Source organism: Microcoleus sp. EPA2 (genome assembly GCA_020882975.1).
Lineage (GTDB): Bacteria > Cyanobacteriota > Cyanobacteriia > Cyanobacteriales > Microcoleaceae > Microcoleus.
This window is the reverse complement of the sequence record JAHRFD010000003.1, coordinates 81,237-99,809: the sequence shown is the minus strand read 5'-3', so window position 1 is coordinate 99,809 and position 18,573 is coordinate 81,237. Positions and strand designations below refer to the sequence as shown.

The window sequence follows — 18,573 nt, the reverse complement described above, 5'->3', positions numbered from 1 at the left end:
TATTTAATTATCTAGGATAAGTCATTGGATATTTATCAATTTGGCCTGCGACCACTTTTGTTTTCCCTATTTAAAGCCGATGCCGAATGGCTACACAACCGCACCCTGCAAATTCTCGAATTAGCCGATCGCACCCAGTCTAACCCCGCAACCAGTCGAATTTTAGACCAATTCCAGCAATCTTTTCGACTGCAAGATTCCCGCCTAGAACAATCACTTTGGGGATTGAACTTCCAAAACCCTGTGGGCTTAGCCGCCGGATTTGATAAAAATGGCGTAGCTGCTAACATCTGGACAAAATTTGGGTTTGGTTTTGCCGAACTCGGCACGGTTACTTGGCAACCACAGCCCGGAAACCCCCAGCCTCGCTTGTTTCGCTTGACAGACGACAGTGCAGCCCTCAATCGCATGGGATTTAACAATCAAGGCGCTCAAGCAATGGCTTCCCGCTTTCAGGCTGCATACAACGGGCGGAAATTAGACCACTCATACCCCAGCCCTGACTCCCCATTCCCCTTGGGGATTAATCTCGGTAAATCTAAGGTAACACCCTTAGAGCAGGCATCAATAGACTATTTGGAGAGTTTTAAGCTGCTCGTTGATTGGGGAGACTATTTTGTAGTGAATGTTTCTTCCCCCAATACTCCTGGATTGCGATCGCTCCAAGATGCCGCTGGGCTCAGCACCATCTTAGACCTTTTGCAACAACAAAATCAGGGCATTAAACCTATTTTAGTCAAGATTGCCCCGGATTTAGAATGGGAGGCGATCGCATCCATCCTCGACTTAGCAAAAACCTACCAACTAGCAGGAATTATCGCCACAAACACCACCATCCGGCGCGACGGATTAAAAACCCAAATCTTGCCCGAAACAGGCAAACCAATTAGCGAAGAACCAGGTGGAATTAGCGGCCTTCCAGTACAAGAGCGATCGACACAAATCATCCGATTTATCTGGGAGCAAACTCAAGGAGAATTGCCCATTGTAGGAGTCGGCGGCATCTTCACCGCTGACGATGCTTGGGAAAAGATTGCAGCCGGAGCAAGTTTAATTCAAGTTTACACAGGTTGGGTTTACGAAGGACCTTGGATGGTGCGGCGGATTCTCCAAGGATTGCTCAAAAAGTTAGAAGCCGCCGGATTTAATTCTATTTCGGAAGCCGTGGGTTGCGGGCACAAATAAAAATGCCTTATCGACGCGAAGTATCTGCCATCAGGATTTTTAGATATAGTCACAGTTTTGACTTTACCTTCAATATCCCGATGGATTTTAGCATTGATAGTGCCCAGCTTGCCAGGAAATTTAATCTCACAATTACTCAAGACTTTTACATTTTGAGAGTATTGAATAGATTGCTTTCCTTGGCATTTTTTAAATGTTGGATACATAGCCAGACTATCGAAGAAGTTGCCAAAAGCTACCCCTAGAATTAGAACAGACTGCTGAAGACCTTGTGAGTAACAAGGGGATTCCCGCCTGTCTAGCTCAAGGATTTAGACACCCCTGGGAGAGTATTCTCGATCGCCTTTGCTCCAAGCCCCCTCTCTTAATCCTGACACCGATCGAGCTCGCACAGCCCGGAACATCCCAAACCGACACAGCCCCGTGCCAAAGGCCAGCCGCATCAGCAACAGCGTCGGTACTTCGCGCACAGATTTAATCAAACCAGATAAACCAAAACGCACCAATCCTTCAGGTTTAGCCACTCCTTGCCAGATAGAATCCACCCAAGAAGGAAGAGTTGGTTCAGTCCAATCTGCTGTTACCACTTCACCTTCTACAAATCCCGTCGCAGCCAAAAGTTCCGCAAAGCCTTCAATGCTAGAAAATGCAGGATGAGACCACTGATCCAACAGTTGCTGCATCACAGGTTTCTCCCAAAAATTCAGCGGCTTTTGTCTGTCATCCCTTTGATTCCAGTCAGCAACCACCAGCAAGCCACCAGGTTTGAGCACCCTCATCAACTCCCTGGCAAAAATCGCTTTGTCCGGCATATGCGGCCCGGCTTCTATTGACCAAACAACATCAAAACTTGCATCGGGAAACGACAGCGCCATTGCATCATCCACCTGAAACTCTACCTCAAGTTCCGGTGCAGTCAACTCCTGAGCGCGTTTAACCTGTTGGGGACTGATCGTAATCCCTGTAACCTTAAAGCCATAATCCCGCGCCAAAATGCGGCTGCTACCCCCAATTCCGCAGCCCACATCCAACACAGTAGTACCCCGCGGCGATCGATCTAAACCCCCCCAGCGCACCATTTCATGCACAAAGTCCGATTTTGCCTCCAGAAAATCCTTCCTCTGTGGCGGCGCACCGTAATGACCTAAATGGATGTGTTCGCCCCAGTAAAACTCCAAAATACCGTCTTCAGTCCATTGATCGTAGGAATTAGCCACAGAACTAGATGATTGATAACGGCGAGCCGTGATCAGATACAATGTAACGCCCAGCGCCACTACAGCCAACAGAAGTCCCAGCCCCGAAAAAACCAAACTCATTGCGATCGAGCCTTAATATTTTTTAACAATTTTATCCCACGATCGGGACTTAGGCATCCAGCCAACAGTTTGAGATTAGTTCTGGGATTCCCCATCGCCCCCCAGTCCCTGCTAAAATCTTTCCGCTAATTTCAAAGCATTAAGTTGAGCTTGCGCCTTTTGCAGCGACTCCTGCCATTCCCTTTCAGGATCACTATCAGCCACAATACCCGCACCCACCTGTCCCCAAACAATTCCCCCCGAACTACCATCACTTTTTGGCGCATATAAAAGAGTGCGAATCAAAATATTTAAGTCCAAATTTCCCCGCCAGTCCAAATAACCACAGGAACCATAAAACAAACTACGTTTTACTGGTTCCAACTCTTCAATAATTTCCAGACAACGCACCTTCGGACAACCCGTAATCGTACCGCCCGGAAATACAGCTCGAATTAAGTCGATCGCATCACAATCTGCTCTTAATCTACCAATCACATTACTAACCAGGTGCATCACATGACTATAGCGCTCAACCGTCAGAAACTCATTAACTTGTACAGACCCCCATTCACACACTCTCCCGATATCATTACGCTCTAAATCCACCAGCATAATATGTTCGGCTATTTCCTTGACATTCTCTACTAAATCCCGGGCTAACTGTTCGTCTTGAATTGCAGTTAAACCCCGCGGCCTCGTTCCGGCGATCGGTCTGGTATCAACTTTATTACCTGATAATTGCACCAGTCTTTCCGGCGAACAACTAACAATATCACCCCAAGGAGTTTGCCAATAACTCGCAAAAGGAGAAGGATTAATCTGCTGCAAAGCGCGATAGATAGACCAACTATCACAAGCCGTACTAGCTTCAAACCTTACCGACAAATTAGCTTGAAAAATATCACCAGCTTCAATATATTTCTGAGCAGTTTTTACTATTTCTTCATACTCATGTTTAGACAATCCTAAATTATAAATCCCAGGATTATTTTGCTCCTTAGCTGAATTTTTATGTATTTTGGTTTCTGCTATTTGCTCTAGACAATGCTCCATAACATCAAGTTCAGAATTTTCACTTGCCGCTAACCAGAGACATTGTTCTTGATGATCTAAGACAGCAAAAGATGCTGGTTCATACCAACAACTAACCGGGAAAGGCAGCGGATCTGGATTAATTTGGGGTAGTTGCTCAATTTCCCATGCTAAATCATAACCAAGCCATCCCAACCAACCCCCACTAAAAGGAATCGACGGCGGCACATTCAATTCTAAATTTTGCTTTTGATTGTGGAGAAGCACCCGTAAAAAAGGTAAAATTTCACCTACAGGCGGTGTCCATAGTTGAGATTCACCATCAATTATCCGCGGAGAACCCGCACAAATAGAATATCGTGCCAAGTTACTCGTAGATTTAACAGGACTTTCTAGTAGAACCGCCATATCTTGATGCCGTAAATCCGAGATTGAGTCTGTAGAGTCTGCGGTTTTACCAATCAAAAATAAAGCCTGAAAAATCTCCGATCCACTACGTTGATTTAGGGGAAGCTTTCGCCAATGCCAAGGTTTTATTGATGTCATAATTATGATTCTAATATACTGACATGATTTTATTGGTTACTTACCAAAATTAATATAGAGTTATACCCTTTCTCAGTGAGGTGGGTATTAGGTAATGGGTAATGGGGAACCCCCCCTGCCCCCCACCCCCCCAAGGGGGAATAACCAATAACCAATAACCAATAACCAATTACCAATTACCAATTATCAATTCTCGATATTATCTCAAATCCGCTAAAATTCAAATCGATTGACTTTCCAAACATCTAGATTTTGCTCTTTTTTGAGCCTCATCCAGCCTCGAACAGAGTTCATCAGAAATAAAGTCTCCGTGTGGCACAAATCCTCTAAGGTTATCGACTGTTCTCGGATTTTTCCTTCAGCAAGCATTTGAGCTCTGAATGTTCCTGGTAATAAACCACACTGCACAGGAGGTGTGATTAAGCCTGTGGGAGTTTCGATCGCCATATTGGCGATCGTTGATTCAGTCATCTCTCCTTGTTCGTTCCATAGCAACACATCCTGATATTCGGGTTGTGACTCCAGAGCTATTGTATAAGGTAAGCGGTAAGTTGTCTTATGGTACAAAAAGGGGATTTGAGAATCGATCGGCTTTCTGGCAATTCCCACAGATGCACCAATTTTTAAGATACCACGCTCTAGGGTCTGAGCTTGTAAGGTTAGTCTACCATCCCTAGATACTGTTAATCTTACTTTTTTTTCAATATTCCCCAAGCTAATAGTTAATGCTTGTAAGGATTTGTACACTTCTGCTAATGATAGATTAAACTTAAAATATTCAGCCGATCGCTCTAATCTTTCAAGATGTCTATTTAGTAATAAATACCCCTGATTTGGTTGCCACAAAAGCGATTCCAACAATTCAAAATTTGGCAGTTGTTCAAGCATTTACACGATCGTGAATAAGTTACTCAACCCATATTAATTTTACTTGCGTTGAGACAGTTCTGCCATGGACCAAGTGAAACTGACCATCATCAAGCGGGCTAGAGCCTTTAAACGGTCTTCACCATGACTCCCAAATACTTGAGATGCAGTTTTAGATTTCACATTCACAGGCAATTCTTCCGCAGTTACTATTGATTGTTCCAAGTCCGCCTTTTTAGCAGATGTTCCTAGCCCCAATGGAGGCTGATTCTGTTTGTGGCTCATTTTGACTCACTTCCTTGACTTATTCGATATCTAAGCCCTACTACAAATGCCAACTATGTGTATCCGGCATTTGGCGATGTTATTTAATTTAAAAAAAATCCCTATTTCCCTGTTTTATGTAGCTATAGCAGTCCTTGCACGAGTCGTAAAGTTTTTACCCCACCCCAACCCGGACCTTATGAAGGGGAGGGAGTAAGAAATTCACAAATGATGCGAGGATTGCTATATGTAGCTAAAATAACTAAAGTTTGATGATTACCTAATGGTAATATGCTCCCAGAGCTGGTATGCTAAAACCCTAGGAATATAATTCCACGATAATTTTGGTAAACTTATTATCCCACTGACACTCCGTCTCTCTAAAATAGTAAATTTAAGGTGTAGAAACAATGGCAATTTATGTTGATACCGCAATTATAACAGAAGCCCAGTTAGCCAGTCAGTGGGGATGGGTAGGGGGAATTACTACCAATCCTACACTTTTGGCAAAAAGCAATTTCTCTCCAGCAGTGACGCTACAAGAACTGGCACAAATCATTCCAGGGGAATTGTATTATCAGCTAACAGCATCTGATTTTGATGGGATGGTAGCAGAAGGAAAAGCAGCTTTTGAATTAATTGGACAGCAAACAGTCTTAAAAATTCCCGCCACCATCCCCGGTTTCCAAGCAGTAGCACACCTATCACCGGAAATTCCTTGCGCGGTGACAGCTATTTACAGCCCATCCCAAGCAGTTGTGTCAGCAGCCGCGGGGGCAAAATATGCGATCGCCTATGTGAATCGCGCCACCAGACTTTTGGGAGACGGTTTTGCCCTAGTCAGGGACATGGCAAATGTCTTGAAAAACACTAATACTGAAATTTTGGCAGCTAGCATTAAATCGCCGGAAGAAGCGGTGCAGACTTTATTAGCTGGTGCCCATCATTTGACATTGCCTTTGGATGTATTGCAAGCGATCGCCCTTCATGAATTGTCACAGCAAACTGTTGATGAATTTGCCAAAAATGGGCGCGGAATTGTTTCGTAATCTCGTTGACAGTTTCTCAAAACCTAAACCAACCTACCCACAGGTAAATTTCCCCCAACAACTAACAACTGACTAAGGAATTCGCCAAATCTTAATCGTGCGATCGGGACTACCACTGACTAAGTTTTTGCTATTTTTACTAATCGCAATAGAATTCACAAACTGACTGTGACCAGAAAGAGTGCTTCTTTCTTTTCCAGTCTTAACATCCCAAACTATAATATCCGCACCACCACTGATTAAAGAGCGGTTATCGGGGCTAAAAGCGATCGCCCTGACCCAACTTTCATGCCCTTCCAGAGTGCCAGTCCGTTTCCCATTTTGCGCGTTCCACAAACGGATAGTATTGTCACTGCTACCACTAGCCACAACTTGCCCATTGGGGCTAAAAGCCACCGCATTCACAGCCCGCCCATGACCGGCGAGAATTCTTCTAACATCTCCGCTTTTGACACTCCACAAACGTACAGTCTTGTCTTCGCTACCGCTAGCCAAAGTTTGACCGTCTGGGCTAAAGGCGATCGCATTTACTTCTCCCCCGTGACCAATCAAAGTCAACAACCTACTTCCCGTTCTCACATTCCACAAGCGAACAGTTTTATCATCACTAGCACTAGCCATAGTCTGACCGTCTCGGCTGAAAGCGAGCGCCTTCACCCCACGGCTGTGAGCGGGAATTGTCAGCATCCGCCGACCGTTTTTTAAATCCCACAAAATCACATTATTATCGTCGCCACCACTAGCTAAAATTTCGCCATTGGGACTCACTGCCAGAGCATTCACCGATTTTTTAGAATGCACTTGATTGAGCGTCCGCACCACCTCTCCCGTCCTCAGATTCCAAACTCTAATCGTGCCAAAACTGGCAGTGACCAAAGTTCTACCATCCGAAGAAAGGGCGATGTTATTTACACTCCCGACATTATCCAAACTATTTTCCAAAAACTGACTGCTAGGCAAACTAGAAAGCAGCCACATGGGATTTGCCGGAAACACCTTATAACGCAGGGAACCGTAAATTTGAGAGCCACCCACAGCCACCAGTAACACAGCAGCGCCCGCCAGCAACTTGTTTTTCCACTCAAACCTGTTTGGGCCATAGTTCTTCAAGCCAGAACTCAGCGGTCTGAGCCGATTTCCCGAACTCTGCTTAGTCATCCCAGACACGCCAGGATTCGCCCGAATTTTAGTTTGACCAGTCGTCGGTAACTGAGTTGGCAACTCAGGCTCCCCCTCATCCAGATTAATTTCTTCCAAGCACTGTAAAACCACCTGTGGACTTTGAGGTCGATTTCCCGGAAAAGGTGCCATCAAATAGTCAATCACATTCGCCACAGCATCGGAAACTTGAGGTGCTCCTTTGCGCCACATCAGTTTACCCGTGCGTGGATTCTCAGGAAAAGCCGTCGGTGGTTTCCCCGTCAGTAAATAAACAAAAGTGCGTCCCAGAGCAAAAAAATCTGACTGGGGAACGGCCTTACCATTGGTTTGTTCCGGCGGTGTGTAACCAGGAGAAACAATACCTGTCACATTTCCACCCTGACCCACTTTGGCGAAATAAGTCGCCGACACTTCCCTAGCAGTCCCGAAGTCAATTAGCACCAACTGACCGTTTGGCTTGCACATAATATTGTGCGGCTTGATATCCCTGTGAAAATAATTGAGTCTGTGAACCAGATCTAAAATTTCCGACAGTTGTTTCAACCAATTAACAGCGAGTTCTTGAGTAATCGGGCGACCTCGATGTTTCAGCCAGTCCTGCAAATTAGCACCGGCAATTTTCTCCATGATCAGACAGTGAAAAGACTCCGTGGTGTTAGCCGGGGAAAATGTAAAATAACCGTCGCGTTCTACTTTCGGAATGCCGGGATGTCTCAGCCTGACCAATACGTCGGCTTCTTGCTTAAAAAGTTCTACAGCTTTGGGATGTTCTTTGAGCAGGACTTTGAGCACTTTTCGGGTGCCGTTGTCGTCCACTTCAAAAGTTTTACCAAAACCGCCGCCTCCGAGAGGGGCGACCAAGCGATATCTACCTTGCAACAAAAGTTCTGAACCGCAGTGAAGACACGCGGACTTACCAGCATTGGCAGGATCGGAGGGATTCGGGCATTTGGGATTGAGGCAATAACTCACAGAAGCCACATAACCCTAGTTGAGGTTGCTTTATCAATGTTTACTTTAACATCTTGATACTTTCAATTCAGATTTTCTCTGACATCTGGAGAGAATCCAAATATGACACACTCTTCAGAAATATCTTTGAGCATGATGGTATCTAAAATTGCGATCGCACAACGACAGCGCTTTGTGTTTGTTTTTGTTGAAGACACCGACAAAAACTGAAGATTATACCTATTAATTAGGCACGCTTCTATTTGCTGGTAATTAACGCTGTCATGGTCAGTTGAGACCTGTGAACGGATCGCACTTACTCTTCCATTGTACGATCGCAACGACCACTTGCAAAGGAAGACGGAAAAACCAAGCAGGAAGAGGGGCAAGAGCCAGAGGGGGAGAGAGGGTGAGGGAAGAAGGAGACGAAACAGAAGATTCCTGTCCCCCCCTTTACTCCCCCCTGCTTTTGCATCTAGGCAAGTCCGTCAATTACCGGGTGAAAATAGAACGCTAGGGCTAAAACTGCATAAGCCGCCAGCAGCAAAGTACCTTCGAGCCAGTTAGACTTACCGTCAGAACTGATCGAATTAGCAATCAGCACCGCTACCGTCACCGCTACCAGTTCAAACGGATTGAAGTCCAAGTCCATCGGTTTTCCCAGGACAAAACCGGCCAAAACCAACACCGGCGCAACAAACAGAGCAATTTGCAAACTGGAACCAACTGCCACAGAAACCGACAAATCCATTTTATTTTTCATCGCCACCGTGACTGCTGTAGCGTGTTCGGCGGCGTTACCAATAATCGGAACTAAAATCACCCCAGTAAACAATGCACTCAGTCCCAAACGGGCCGTTGCTTCTTCTAGAGTACCGACTAGGAGTTCGGACTCCGCAGCTACCATCAGGGTACACACCAACAGCACCCCAATCCACAGTGGTAGATTGACTTTGTGTTCTGGATTGTCTCCTGCTAAATTGCTTTCGGCTAGTTCTTCCAACATTTCGATCTCCGCTACCCCAGCATCGTAGAGGTAGGTGTGAGTTTTCATCGAAAACAGCAAAGTCAGCACGTAGACTACGATCAGGACTACAGCCACGGCGCTGGAAAGTTTTTGCATCGTCTCAGGATCGATACCTCTAGAGGTGACATCCACTGCTGTCGGCACCAAAATTGCAATTACGGCTAAATTCATCGCCGAAGCGTTCAATCTGGCGACTATCGGCTGAAATTCTTGTTCTTTGTAGCGCAAGCCACCCAGCAACATGGCCAGCCCCATGACTAGCAACAGGTTCCCAATAATCGAACCGGTAATACTAGCTTTCACGACATCGATGAGTCCGGCATTCAGGGCGACGATACCGATAATCAGTTCCGTGGCATTTCCAAAGGTAGCGTTAAGCAAACCACCCAAATTTGGGCCCAGGACGACGGCGATTTCTTCGGTGGCAGTACCCATCCACGCAGCCAGGGGGATGATGGCTAGGGCCGATGTGATGAAGATTGTGGAGGATTCCCATTCCAGGAAGTGTCCGGCAATCGAAATCGGGATAAATAGCAGTAGGCTCGAAAGAATTGTTTTTGTGTTCAGCATTGAGATTTCTGAAAGGTTCCCAACACCAAATCATAGCTTGTGGATTTATGGAAAAAACGGGTTGGGACAGGGAATTTGGTGGTAAATTGCGATCGCCCGGAGTGGCCATTTGCTAATTAATGGATAACCAGGGCGTAAGTCAAGTGTTGTAATCTCAAGGCTCTACCTCTCTTACTTATTGGGAATTAGCTGTTCCTGTTTGGCCAGAGGAATCAGTTTTTCCATGGAAGAATTGAGATTGGTTTCGGGACTTTTAAACACAAAAGCAAAACTTGCTAAAGCTCCCAGCAATCCACCCACTAAAGTAATTTTTTTTAAATTAATTAAATCCGCCCGAAAATCTTGCTGACCATGGAATCTGAATTCGGCAACTGTGGGCAATGGCAGGGAAAATTGTGTGTCAGGAATAGCACTAAGCGCTCCTTGTATTTCTGCTAACATTTCCCTAGCAGTTGCATAGCGATCGCGCGGGTGAAACCGAATTGCCTTATCCAAAATTGCTGCCAAACTATAACTAATATTGCCAGCCAAATGCCGCCAAACAAACTCTCCTGTTTCTGCATCTACTTCTAATTCTTGAGGAATTTTGCCAGTTAGTAAATAAATCGCTGTCAATCCCAAACTAAATAAATCACTAGCATAAATTGGTCGTCCGTTTGCCTGTTCCGATGCCATAAAGCCAGGAGTTCCTATCAAGATAGACCGAGGATTTTCCGCAGAGTTTTCCGCTGTAGCCATCGTTTCTTTCACCGCTCCAAAATCAATCAGCACTGGCTGTCCATCTCGCTTTCTCAACAAAATATTGTCAGGCTTAATATCCCTGTGAATAATGCCATGAGCGTGAATATAATCAAGAATTTCCAATACACTGATTAATATGGATTTTACAGTTCCCTCGCTGCACAGCCCTTGTTCTTGTATCTTACGCGCCAGATTTTCCCCGTCAATCCATTCTTGAACTAAATAAAATTGGCCAGACTCTTCAAAATAAGCGTAAAGTTGGGGAATTCGATATTTCCGTTCGTTGAGTAGTTCCAAAATGGCAGCTTCCCGTTTAAACCGCTGTTGAACTAAATGTAAAATTTGAGGATTTTTAGCAGTAGGCTTTAACTGCTTGAGCACACAGCAGCGAGCTGAAGGCATTTGAGTATCTTGGGCTAGAAAAGTTTCCCCAAAACCCCCAGTGCCGAGTTTGGCAATAATGCGATAGCGGTTGTTCAAAAGAGTTGGTTTCATATCCATCGGGTATTTTGAATGTCAAGTAGATGTTCAAGGAAGAAGGCAGATGCAACAATAGCAATACGACTTACATTCATAATATTTTGGCCCCGATCAGCCCAACTTGAGAATCAATGTTTTTTGTATGGGAGAAGGAAGAAGACCCTTTGACCCTTTGACTACGCTCAGGGGAACCGGAAAGAAGGGCAGGAACCGCTAATTAAGTGGATTTACTGATGGCATCCCAAAAACTTGGTAACAACGCGCTTTCAGACCAGTCTGGTGCCCATAACTATCTCAAAAATTCCTCTAAAACCAAATACCCGACTGCTTCTGTGCAGTTGGGTATTTGGATAATTGAAAGGGGGTTCTGCTTTACTTCAAATCTAGCAATCCGCTAGTTTTCAGCTTAGGATTAAATCGAATTTCTTCCGTGACACCACGGGCTTTGAGTTGGGATAAGATTTCATTTTCTACCCGCCGCGCTACATTTTTCAACAATTTATCTTTGGCAAGTTCATCGATGATGATAGCTTGATAATTTGCTATTTCTTCGACTGTCATTACACTTTTGGTATCGATGGGATCGTTCCACTTCCCAGCATCGACACCATTACCCGCAGGCTCCGAACCGTTTTCGGCAATCCAACTTTGTCGGATATTTTCTAGAATAGTGCGGTTTGGTCGATCGATTATTTGGACTTTTAGCCAGTAGCAGTTTTGGTGTTGGCGCACTAGATATTGTTTGAGGCTGAGGTAAATATCGCGAGAATATCCCACAAATTGGAGGACTTTATCGCTGTCGAAAATCGCGCAAACGCCTATTTTTCCCTGTACAAATTCTGGCAATTTTCCCTCACCATCGATGTAGGAAAAGAATTCTAAGCTAGCTAATGTGGGAATGTCTTCTGTCATTCTATTTGAGATTTTAGATGTAATATTTGAGAGTTAAATCAGAGATTAACTAGGTTTGAGCTAATTGGTAAACTGTTTTTAGCTAAGTATTAAATACTCGATAAATGGCACAGAGGCGACTGGGCTTAAAGACTTTGGCTTGGAACATAAAATTAGGTGGCACATTCACGATCGCAAAATCGCTGTGATTGTGATACTTTTCAAACTCCGCAGGCATTCCCTTGGGAGTCTCGGTGCTGTAAGGGACTGGCTGAAAAAGTAAGTTGGTAAACTCAATGCGCGAACAGTGCAATTGTTGTGCTACTTGTGTCTGGAAACTGTCAGCGGTTAATAAACTCAACAGTACAGCTTTAGCACCCGGTTCGAGGACGAAACTGCCGTCATAGCTTTCAATAATTTTGAGACCCATTTTTTTTATACCTCCTGACTGGTGGCTAACAGACTGATTTCTGATTTTGGATGTAGGATTTGGATGTAGGATTTTTGGTACAAGCTCTTGAGTTTAACCTAATCCCGATCGCAATCTACCACACGACTAAAAGGTTAATCCGCAACTATGCAGAAAATGAACGACGTATCATTCCCAGTCCTGAGAAGCTCCTCAAACCAGCGAGACTGGGTAGAAGTCGCAGAATACGCATCCATCGCCGGTTCAGCTATTGGCACGATTATCGCAGGATTGTCGGGGCAAATTATCTACGCTGCGGCTCCTTTAACCGCTGCACTGTCGCTGAATTTCCTCAATCGCCAACGTTTCGAGCAAAAAATGCAGCAAAAGGCAAATTCTGCGATCGCAGGCGTAGAATTGACAGTAAAGTCCCTCCAACAGCAAGTTCAGACACTTCCGGGAGACTCGAAGGAACTATATACCACCGTCTCTGACTTGCAACAGCAAATTCGCAGTTTGGAATCCCACGCCATCCCTGATATACAGGCCATCTTGACTTCCCTGCAACAGCAAATGCAGGCGCACCCGGCTGACTCTGAGGAAATAGACACTATCCTCGGAGAGTTGCAGCAAAAACTCGTCCGTTTGGAAAATAGCGCCCTGAGAGAATTAGATTGGGAAAATGTGAATGTCCGGTTTTTGTTGATGGACGAAAAGTTAACAGAAGTTAAAAATATGACAGCAGAGTTGCAGCAGCGATCGGAAGAGATAGACTTTAATCTAATCCAAAGTTCCCTGGGGCAATTGCAAGTTTTGCTCGATCGACCCACCATAGATGTAGCGACACTGCAAACCGAGATTCAGCAATTGCAGGAGCAAGTTTCCCAATTGCAGCGACAAAATCAACAAATTGTCAAGCCTTATTTGCAGCGCCTGACTCGCGCCGTGAAGCAGCTATCGGTAAAGCAGTGATACCAAATCCTCTCTTCATCCTCCTGTATTAAACTCTCTCTTCTCGAACTTCGCGTCAAGAGCGCCTTCGCGGTTAAATCATTCCGATACAACCGGAATTGAGATGAAAAGTTAAGTGTGAGTAAATTTTTGCCAAGCTTGCCAAAAAACATAAACCGATAAAAGTGCCAAGAGCGATCGAAAAGCTAAACTAACTAGACGATCCGATAATTTTGGCAAAAACCGAGTGCTAACCTGGGCACCCAACAATCCACCAGCGCCCAGAATCAAACCCACATTCCACAAAACATTCCCACGCGCCGCGTGTCCCAAAGTCGCTGAAATCGCAGTGATCACAATTACGCCCAAGCTCGTTTGAATAGCTGTTTTAATACTTTCTCCTAACAGCAAAATTTGCAGTGGGACCATAATCACACCCCCGCCTACACCGAACAACCCTGCTAATAAACCAGCCAAACCACCAGTGGTAACTTTGGCCAAAGTTCGATTAAACCAAAGATGGGGATGATTCGGGATGCGGGAATCAGAAATCGGCAATGGGGAATTTTCCCCTTGTCCCGTTTCTCCTCCCATACCCTGTTGTCCCTCTGCCATTTTTTTGGCTTCTGTCAGATATTTGCGAACTTGAATTAAATAAATATTCAGTAATAGCAACATCCCAAAAGCAATTAACAACAAGTATGGGGGAAATATTCCCGTCAAATAAACACCGATTTGTGCTGTTATTACCGCGGGAAAACCAATTCCTGCTACCTGACTCAAACTGAAGTAACCCATGCGCCAATTCTGGAAACTGCCAGAAATAGCTGTAATTACGATGGAAAAACCGCTCGTAGCCACAGCTTCCACCGGTGCGTAGTTGAGAGCAACCAACAGAGGTACGAGCATCGTGCCACCGCCGATGCCCAAAAATCCTGCTAGAATTCCTGCCAAAAGTCCCGCCGCACCCAGAATCAATAATTCGCTGACAGTCATTAGTTAGTAGTTAGTAGTTAGTAGTTATTTGTTATTTGTTATTTTTGATTCGCTTGGGGATGCTAATCACCAATAACTAATAACCAATAACATTTGTCAACGGTTAATGTTTAACAGTCAACTTACAACTTTTTAAGCATCATTAGTTGTGCCGTCAGGCATAATCGCCCGTCTTAAATCTGCATCCCGGAAGTTAGCTCGATTGAGGTTAGCATCAATCAAAACAGTTTCTACCAGTACCGCTCCGCTTAAATTAGACCAACAAAGTTGTGCGCGGTACAAATTAGCACCGCTCAAATTAGCTCCCCGGAGGCTAGACCAACTGATATTAGCGACTCTCAAATTAGCATTATTAAGATTAGCTTCGCTGAGATTAGCACCAATCATTTTTACTTCGCGCAAGTCTGCACCAGTCAGGTTGGCTCCGCTGAGAATTGCCCCGCTGAGAATTGCCTTTGTCAGATTAGCTCTTTCCAAAACCGACTCGCTGAGGATGGCATTTGTCAGGTTTACCGCTTTGAGAGTTGACCAACTCAAATTGGCTTTCATCAAATTAGTGCGGATCATGCTAGCGTCCGTTAAGTTGGCTGCAAACAAATTCGCTTCAGTAAAGTTGGCTTCCGTCAAATTAGCTTCGGTCAAGTTAGCCTTGCTCATGTTGACTTCCCTCGCCATTGAGCCACGCAGGTTCGCTCCGGTAAGGTTGGCCCCACTCAGATTAGCGTGACTCAAATCAGTTCCAATTAAATTTGCTTCGCAGAGGTTAGCTTCCGTCAAATCCACCCCAGCCAGTTTCACCTCGCGCAGGTTGGCTCCGGTGAGGTTAGCACCTTTGAGATTCGCCTGCTGGAAATTGGCTCTGGTAAAGTTAGCCTCGCTGAGGTCTACCCCTTTGAGGTCAGCCCCCGCGAGGTTAATCTCTCGAAAAATTCTTTCTCCGGCCGCATATTGCCTCAGAATTAGATCGGCCTCCATGTGATTCGCCTCGCAATTTTTTGTTTCAAACGTTGGAGAGTGATGGGTCATACCATACACATCATCCCAGATAACCAGGGTATTCACCCTGTACACTGTAGTATCAGTATCGGTAAAATTTTTGCAAGGCTCAAAGTATTGTGTGCCTCGATGGGGAAATGGGGTTTAAAACCCCGTTACTTCGGCTACGCGCTTAGGCCCGCTCCGCCCAAGGGCAGCACATCGCCTGATAGGAAGGCTTGAATTGTAAAGCTTTGTTACGCCACCAACTCTCCTACGCTAGAACTTGTAGCATAATGTGGGAGGTAGCATAATAGTAGTTTTTGAATTCAAAGCCTAGGGAAAATCTAGTCAGTTGATGGCAGTAGATGAAGCAATTCGTACCACCGAGTTTGTCGGCAATAGCTGCATACCCTATTGGATGGACAACAAAAAGGTTGGTAAATACAACTTAAACAAATACTGCGCTATGTCAACGTCGGATATCTAGAAAAATAAAAGGTTCAAAAAATAGAGGCTAAGCCAGACAGATTTTAGGTAAGCACCACCTCAAAATAAATAGGCAGTCGTATTGTACCATGTAATCAAACTGGCAAGGTGCGTAGCGATCGTCAAACGAGAAGATAGCTTAGGTCGATTTTAGAATTAAAAATATGCCTAATAATTACTGTCTGGCTAAGTCTATTAACTACGTATTTTGGTATTAGTTTCGCATCGGTATCGAATGCTTTGGAAAGGTATTTGAGAGTGGGAAACATCTCAAATAGTGGCAAAAGGTAGTATTAGTGTCAAGTGAAGCATGATGAATGTAGGAGTATGTCACAATGCCTGAAAATTTGAGAAGCCAAGCTGTGACTGGAGGCGTACAGCGTGCGCCCAACCGGGCGATGCTGCGGGCGGTAGGTTTTGGTGATGGCGATTTCACTAAACCGATTGTGGGAATTGCTAACGGGTACAGTACGATTACGCCCTGCAATATGGGATTGAACGAACTGGCTATGCGGGCGATTGCGGCTACAAAGGAAGCGGGCGCGATGCCACAGATGTTTGGTACGATTACGATCAGCGACGGGATCTCGATGGGAACTGAAGGGATGAAATATTCTCTGGTGTCGAGAGATGTGATTGCTGATTCTATCGAAACTGTTTGCAATGGTCAAAGTATGGACGGTGTGCTGGCTGTGGGCGGTTGCGATAAGAATATGCCGGGGGCGATGATTGCGATCGCGCGCATGAACATTCCTGCTATTTTTGTCTACGGTGGCACTATTAAACCAGGACACCACAACGGACGGGATTTAACTGTAGTTAGCGCTTTTGAAGCTGTCGGTCAATTCAGCGCCGGCAAGATTGACGAAGAGGAGCTCACCGCAGTAGAACAAAAAGCTTGTCCGGGCGCTGGTTCTTGTGGTGGAATGTTCACAGCAAATACCATGTCGAGCGCCTTTGAGGCGATGGGGATGAGTTTGCCCTATTCTTCGACAATGGCTGCTGAGGATGCGGAAAAAGCTGACAGCGCGGCAGAATCTGCCAAAGCTTTAGTGGAGGCGGTACGCAAACAGTTGCTACCTAGCCAAATTTTGACACGAGCGGCCTTTGAAAATGCGATCGCAGTCATCATGGCAGTAGGCGGTTCAACGAATGCTGTGCTACATTTATTAGCTATTTCCAATGCGATCGGTGTGGAACTATCCCTCGACGATTTTGAAACAATTCGAGCCAAAGTACCAGTGCTGTGCGACCTCAAACCCAGCGGTAAATATGTAGCCACAGATTTGCACAAAGCCGGCGGCATTCCCCAAGTGATGAAAATGCTGCTAGAACAGGGTTTGCTGCACGGCGACGCCCTAACAATTACCGGCAAAACTGTTGCTGAAGTGTTGGCAGATATTCCCAGCGAACCCCGAACCGACCAAGACGTAATTCGCCCTTGGAACAATCCACTTTACGCCCAAGGACACCTGGCAATTCTCAAAGGAAATTTGGCATCAGAAGGAGCCGTTGCTAAAATTACCGGAGTTAAGAAACCGACAATTACCGGCCCTGCGCGAGTATTTGAATCTGAAGAAAACTGTCTGGATGCTATTTTGGCCGGCAAAATTCAACCGGGAGATGTGATTGTCATCCGCTACGAAGGGCCAAAAGGCGGGCCTGGAATGCGGGAAATGCTAGCACCAACTTCCGCAATTATTGGCGCTGGTTTGGGTGATTCCGTAGGGTTAATTACGGACGGCCGTTTTTCTGGCGGGACTTACGGCATGGTTGTGGGTCATGTTGCACCGGAAGCACAAGTTGGTGGCACAATTGCTCTGGTAGCAGAGGGTGATTCAATCACAATTGATGCTCACAATCGCTTGTTGCAACTCAATGTTTCTGAGGCAGAATTGGAGCAACGACGGAGTGCTTGGCAGGCTCCTGGGCCACGTTATACCAGGGGAGTTTTGGCTAAATACGCTAAGTTGGTTTCTTCTAGCAGTCTCGGTGCTGTGACTGATTTGGGTTTGGGTTAAAGAAGGAATAGGGAATAGGGAATAGGGAAGAAAGTGCTTCGACTTCACAATGCCCAATTCCCCATTCCCCTATTCCCCCATTCCCAAATTAACTGCGCTGAGCTAAGAAGCGACTGGCCATGGAAATTGTGTCTGTAATATCTACATCGCCGTCTCCATCTGCATCTAAAAACGCATTCAAAACTGAATTTCCCCCAGGGGCAGGATTCTGGGTGTTGCTGCCGGTTTGCAGCAAATTGAGCACTAGGGGTACTAACACCGGTATCATTGCTTGGACTGTGGCGTTATTCAAGCCTGTTCTGTGAGCAATATCCTGAACTATTTGGATTAACTGGTTGTTTCCGAATAAACTATGTACTGCTTGGGGATTGGGATTTGTGCCGCTAAATTGGTTGACAACTTGTTGTGCTTGTGCATCTCCTGATTGCGATCGCACATCTTGTAAAGCCGAGCGCACGTAGCCGCCTAAAACCGACATCGCTAACTCAGTTGTGCCGACATCTACGCCCTGGTTGCCGCTCAACTGTTCTACTGCACTCAGAATACCGCCCAACTGATTGGGACTTGCTTGTTGGTTGGGATTGTCGATCGCGCTTAAAATTTGGTCAAATAGTCCCATAACTTTGGCTCCTTACTATGATTACTCAACTATAGAAAATAAAATGTA

Annotated in this window: 16 protein-coding genes; 4 read left to right on the top strand and 12 right to left on the bottom strand. The window is 45.4% G+C overall.

Annotation, left to right across the window (positions count from 1 at the left end; genetic code table 11):
* Positions 1–24: 24 nt before the first annotated feature.
* Positions 25–1,185 carry a quinone-dependent dihydroorotate dehydrogenase gene (locus AAFP14_RS04765; RefSeq protein ID WP_341731165.1) on the top strand — a complete coding sequence of 387 codons (1,161 nt, stop codon included), beginning with the start codon at positions 25–27 and terminating at the stop codon, positions 1,183–1,185.
* Between the two features lie 311 nt (positions 1,186–1,496).
* Here the strand turns inward: AAFP14_RS04765 and AAFP14_RS04760 are convergent, their stop codons facing one another.
* From AAFP14_RS04760 to AAFP14_RS04745, 4 genes are all read right to left on the bottom strand, one after another.
* Complete coding sequence (locus AAFP14_RS04760) at positions 1,497–2,504, bottom strand: methyltransferase domain-containing protein (RefSeq protein ID WP_341731164.1); 1,008 nt, start codon at positions 2,502–2,504, stop codon at positions 1,497–1,499.
* A 111-nt stretch (positions 2,505–2,615) separates the two neighbouring features.
* Positions 2,616–4,064: an anthranilate synthase component I gene (locus AAFP14_RS04755; RefSeq protein ID WP_341731163.1), complete on the bottom strand. Its 1,449-nt coding sequence runs from the start codon at positions 4,062–4,064 to the stop codon at positions 2,616–2,618.
* Between the two features lie 213 nt (positions 4,065–4,277).
* Positions 4,278–4,952 (bottom strand): aminotransferase class IV, encoded by a 675-nt coding sequence (locus AAFP14_RS04750; protein ID WP_341731162.1) that lies wholly within the window; start codon positions 4,950–4,952, stop codon positions 4,278–4,280.
* A gap of 39 nt (positions 4,953–4,991) precedes the next feature.
* Positions 4,992–5,216: a hypothetical protein gene (locus AAFP14_RS04745; RefSeq protein ID WP_341731161.1), complete on the bottom strand. Its 225-nt coding sequence runs from the start codon at positions 5,214–5,216 to the stop codon at positions 4,992–4,994.
* 389 nt (positions 5,217–5,605) lie between these two features.
* On the opposite strand from AAFP14_RS04745, the gene AAFP14_RS04740 reads away from it, so the two are divergent.
* Positions 5,606–6,244 (top strand): transaldolase family protein, encoded by a 639-nt coding sequence (locus AAFP14_RS04740; protein ID WP_341731160.1) that lies wholly within the window; start codon positions 5,606–5,608, stop codon positions 6,242–6,244.
* A gap of 72 nt (positions 6,245–6,316) precedes the next feature.
* Here the strand turns inward: AAFP14_RS04740 and AAFP14_RS04735 are convergent, their stop codons facing one another.
* The 5 genes from AAFP14_RS04735 to AAFP14_RS04715 all read right to left on the bottom strand — a co-directional run bounded on the left by AAFP14_RS04735 (position 6,317) and on the right by AAFP14_RS04715 (position 12,495).
* Complete coding sequence (locus AAFP14_RS04735; protein WP_341731159.1) at positions 6,317–8,386, bottom strand: serine/threonine-protein kinase; 2,070 nt, start codon at positions 8,384–8,386, stop codon at positions 6,317–6,319.
* A 445-nt stretch (positions 8,387–8,831) separates the two neighbouring features.
* Entirely contained in the window at positions 8,832–9,953 is a 1,122-nt protein-coding gene (gene cax / locus AAFP14_RS04730; RefSeq protein ID WP_341731158.1) for a calcium/proton exchanger, read from the bottom strand.
* Between the two features lie 171 nt (positions 9,954–10,124).
* Positions 10,125–11,195, bottom strand: coding sequence for a serine/threonine-protein kinase (locus AAFP14_RS04725; protein ID WP_341731157.1), 1,071 nt, complete (start codon positions 11,193–11,195; stop codon positions 10,125–10,127).
* 351 nt (positions 11,196–11,546) lie between these two features.
* Complete coding sequence (locus tag AAFP14_RS04720; RefSeq protein ID WP_341731156.1) at positions 11,547–12,086, bottom strand: GIY-YIG nuclease family protein; 540 nt, start codon at positions 12,084–12,086, stop codon at positions 11,547–11,549.
* An 82-nt stretch (positions 12,087–12,168) separates the two neighbouring features.
* Complete coding sequence (locus AAFP14_RS04715; protein WP_341731155.1) at positions 12,169–12,495, bottom strand: hypothetical protein; 327 nt, start codon at positions 12,493–12,495, stop codon at positions 12,169–12,171.
* A gap of 156 nt (positions 12,496–12,651) precedes the next feature.
* On the opposite strand from AAFP14_RS04715, the gene AAFP14_RS04710 reads away from it, so the two are divergent.
* The gene (locus AAFP14_RS04710) at positions 12,652–13,446 is read left to right on the top strand and encodes a hypothetical protein (RefSeq protein ID WP_341731154.1); all 795 of its coding nucleotides are present in this window, start codon (positions 12,652–12,654) and stop codon (positions 13,444–13,446) included.
* A 111-nt stretch (positions 13,447–13,557) separates the two neighbouring features.
* On the opposite strand, the gene AAFP14_RS04705 is transcribed toward AAFP14_RS04710, so the two are convergent.
* Both AAFP14_RS04705 and AAFP14_RS04700 read right to left on the bottom strand, forming a co-directional pair.
* Positions 13,558–14,421, bottom strand: coding sequence for a sulfite exporter TauE/SafE family protein (locus tag AAFP14_RS04705; protein ID WP_341731153.1), 864 nt, complete (start codon positions 14,419–14,421; stop codon positions 13,558–13,560).
* A gap of 132 nt (positions 14,422–14,553) precedes the next feature.
* Positions 14,554–15,396: a pentapeptide repeat-containing protein gene (locus AAFP14_RS04700; RefSeq protein ID WP_341731152.1), complete on the bottom strand. Its 843-nt coding sequence runs from the start codon at positions 15,394–15,396 to the stop codon at positions 14,554–14,556.
* A gap of 824 nt (positions 15,397–16,220) precedes the next feature.
* On the opposite strand from AAFP14_RS04700, the gene ilvD reads away from it, so the two are divergent.
* A complete protein-coding gene (gene ilvD / locus AAFP14_RS04695) occupies positions 16,221–17,906 on the top strand; it encodes a dihydroxy-acid dehydratase (protein ID WP_341731151.1) in 1,686 nt (561 codons plus the stop codon).
* Between the two features lie 88 nt (positions 17,907–17,994).
* Here ilvD and AAFP14_RS04690 read toward each other — a convergent pair whose 3' ends face one another.
* The gene (locus tag AAFP14_RS04690; protein WP_341731150.1) at positions 17,995–18,525 is read right to left on the bottom strand and encodes a DUF937 domain-containing protein; all 531 of its coding nucleotides are present in this window, start codon (positions 18,523–18,525) and stop codon (positions 17,995–17,997) included.
* Positions 18,526–18,573: the final 48 nt, after the last annotated feature.

Bases quoted from the DNA above. Each gene is read 5' to 3' on its own strand.
- AAFP14_RS04755 (WP_341731163.1), bottom strand. From the start codon at position 4,064: ATGACATCAATAAAACCTTGGCATTGGCGAAAGCTTCCCCTAAATCAA.
- AAFP14_RS04760 (WP_341731164.1), bottom strand. From the start codon at position 2,504: ATGAGTTTGGTTTTTTCGGGGCTGGGACTTCTGTTGGCTGTAGTGGCG.
- AAFP14_RS04750 (WP_341731162.1), bottom strand. From the start codon at position 4,952: ATGCTTGAACAACTGCCAAATTTTGAATTGTTGGAATCGCTTTTGTGG.
- AAFP14_RS04700 (WP_341731152.1), bottom strand. From the start codon at position 15,396: ATGGAGGCCGATCTAATTCTGAGGCAATATGCGGCCGGAGAAAGAATT.
- AAFP14_RS04740 (WP_341731160.1), top strand. From the start codon at position 5,606: ATGGCAATTTATGTTGATACCGCAATTATAACAGAAGCCCAGTTAGCC.
- AAFP14_RS04715 (WP_341731155.1), bottom strand. From the start codon at position 12,495: ATGGGTCTCAAAATTATTGAAAGCTATGACGGCAGTTTCGTCCTCGAA.
- AAFP14_RS04725 (WP_341731157.1), bottom strand. From the start codon at position 11,195: ATGGATATGAAACCAACTCTTTTGAACAACCGCTATCGCATTATTGCC.
- AAFP14_RS04710 (WP_341731154.1), top strand. From the start codon at position 12,652: ATGAACGACGTATCATTCCCAGTCCTGAGAAGCTCCTCAAACCAGCGA.
- AAFP14_RS04745 (WP_341731161.1), bottom strand. From the start codon at position 5,216: ATGAGCCACAAACAGAATCAGCCTCCATTGGGGCTAGGAACATCTGCT.
- AAFP14_RS04705 (WP_341731153.1), bottom strand. From the start codon at position 14,421: ATGACTGTCAGCGAATTATTGATTCTGGGTGCGGCGGGACTTTTGGCA.
- ilvD (WP_341731151.1), top strand. From the start codon at position 16,221: ATGCCTGAAAATTTGAGAAGCCAAGCTGTGACTGGAGGCGTACAGCGT.
- AAFP14_RS04720 (WP_341731156.1), bottom strand. From the start codon at position 12,086: ATGACAGAAGACATTCCCACATTAGCTAGCTTAGAATTCTTTTCCTAC.
- AAFP14_RS04690 (WP_341731150.1), bottom strand. From the start codon at position 18,525: ATGGGACTATTTGACCAAATTTTAAGCGCGATCGACAATCCCAACCAA.
- cax (WP_341731158.1), bottom strand. From the start codon at position 9,953: ATGCTGAACACAAAAACAATTCTTTCGAGCCTACTGCTATTTATCCCG.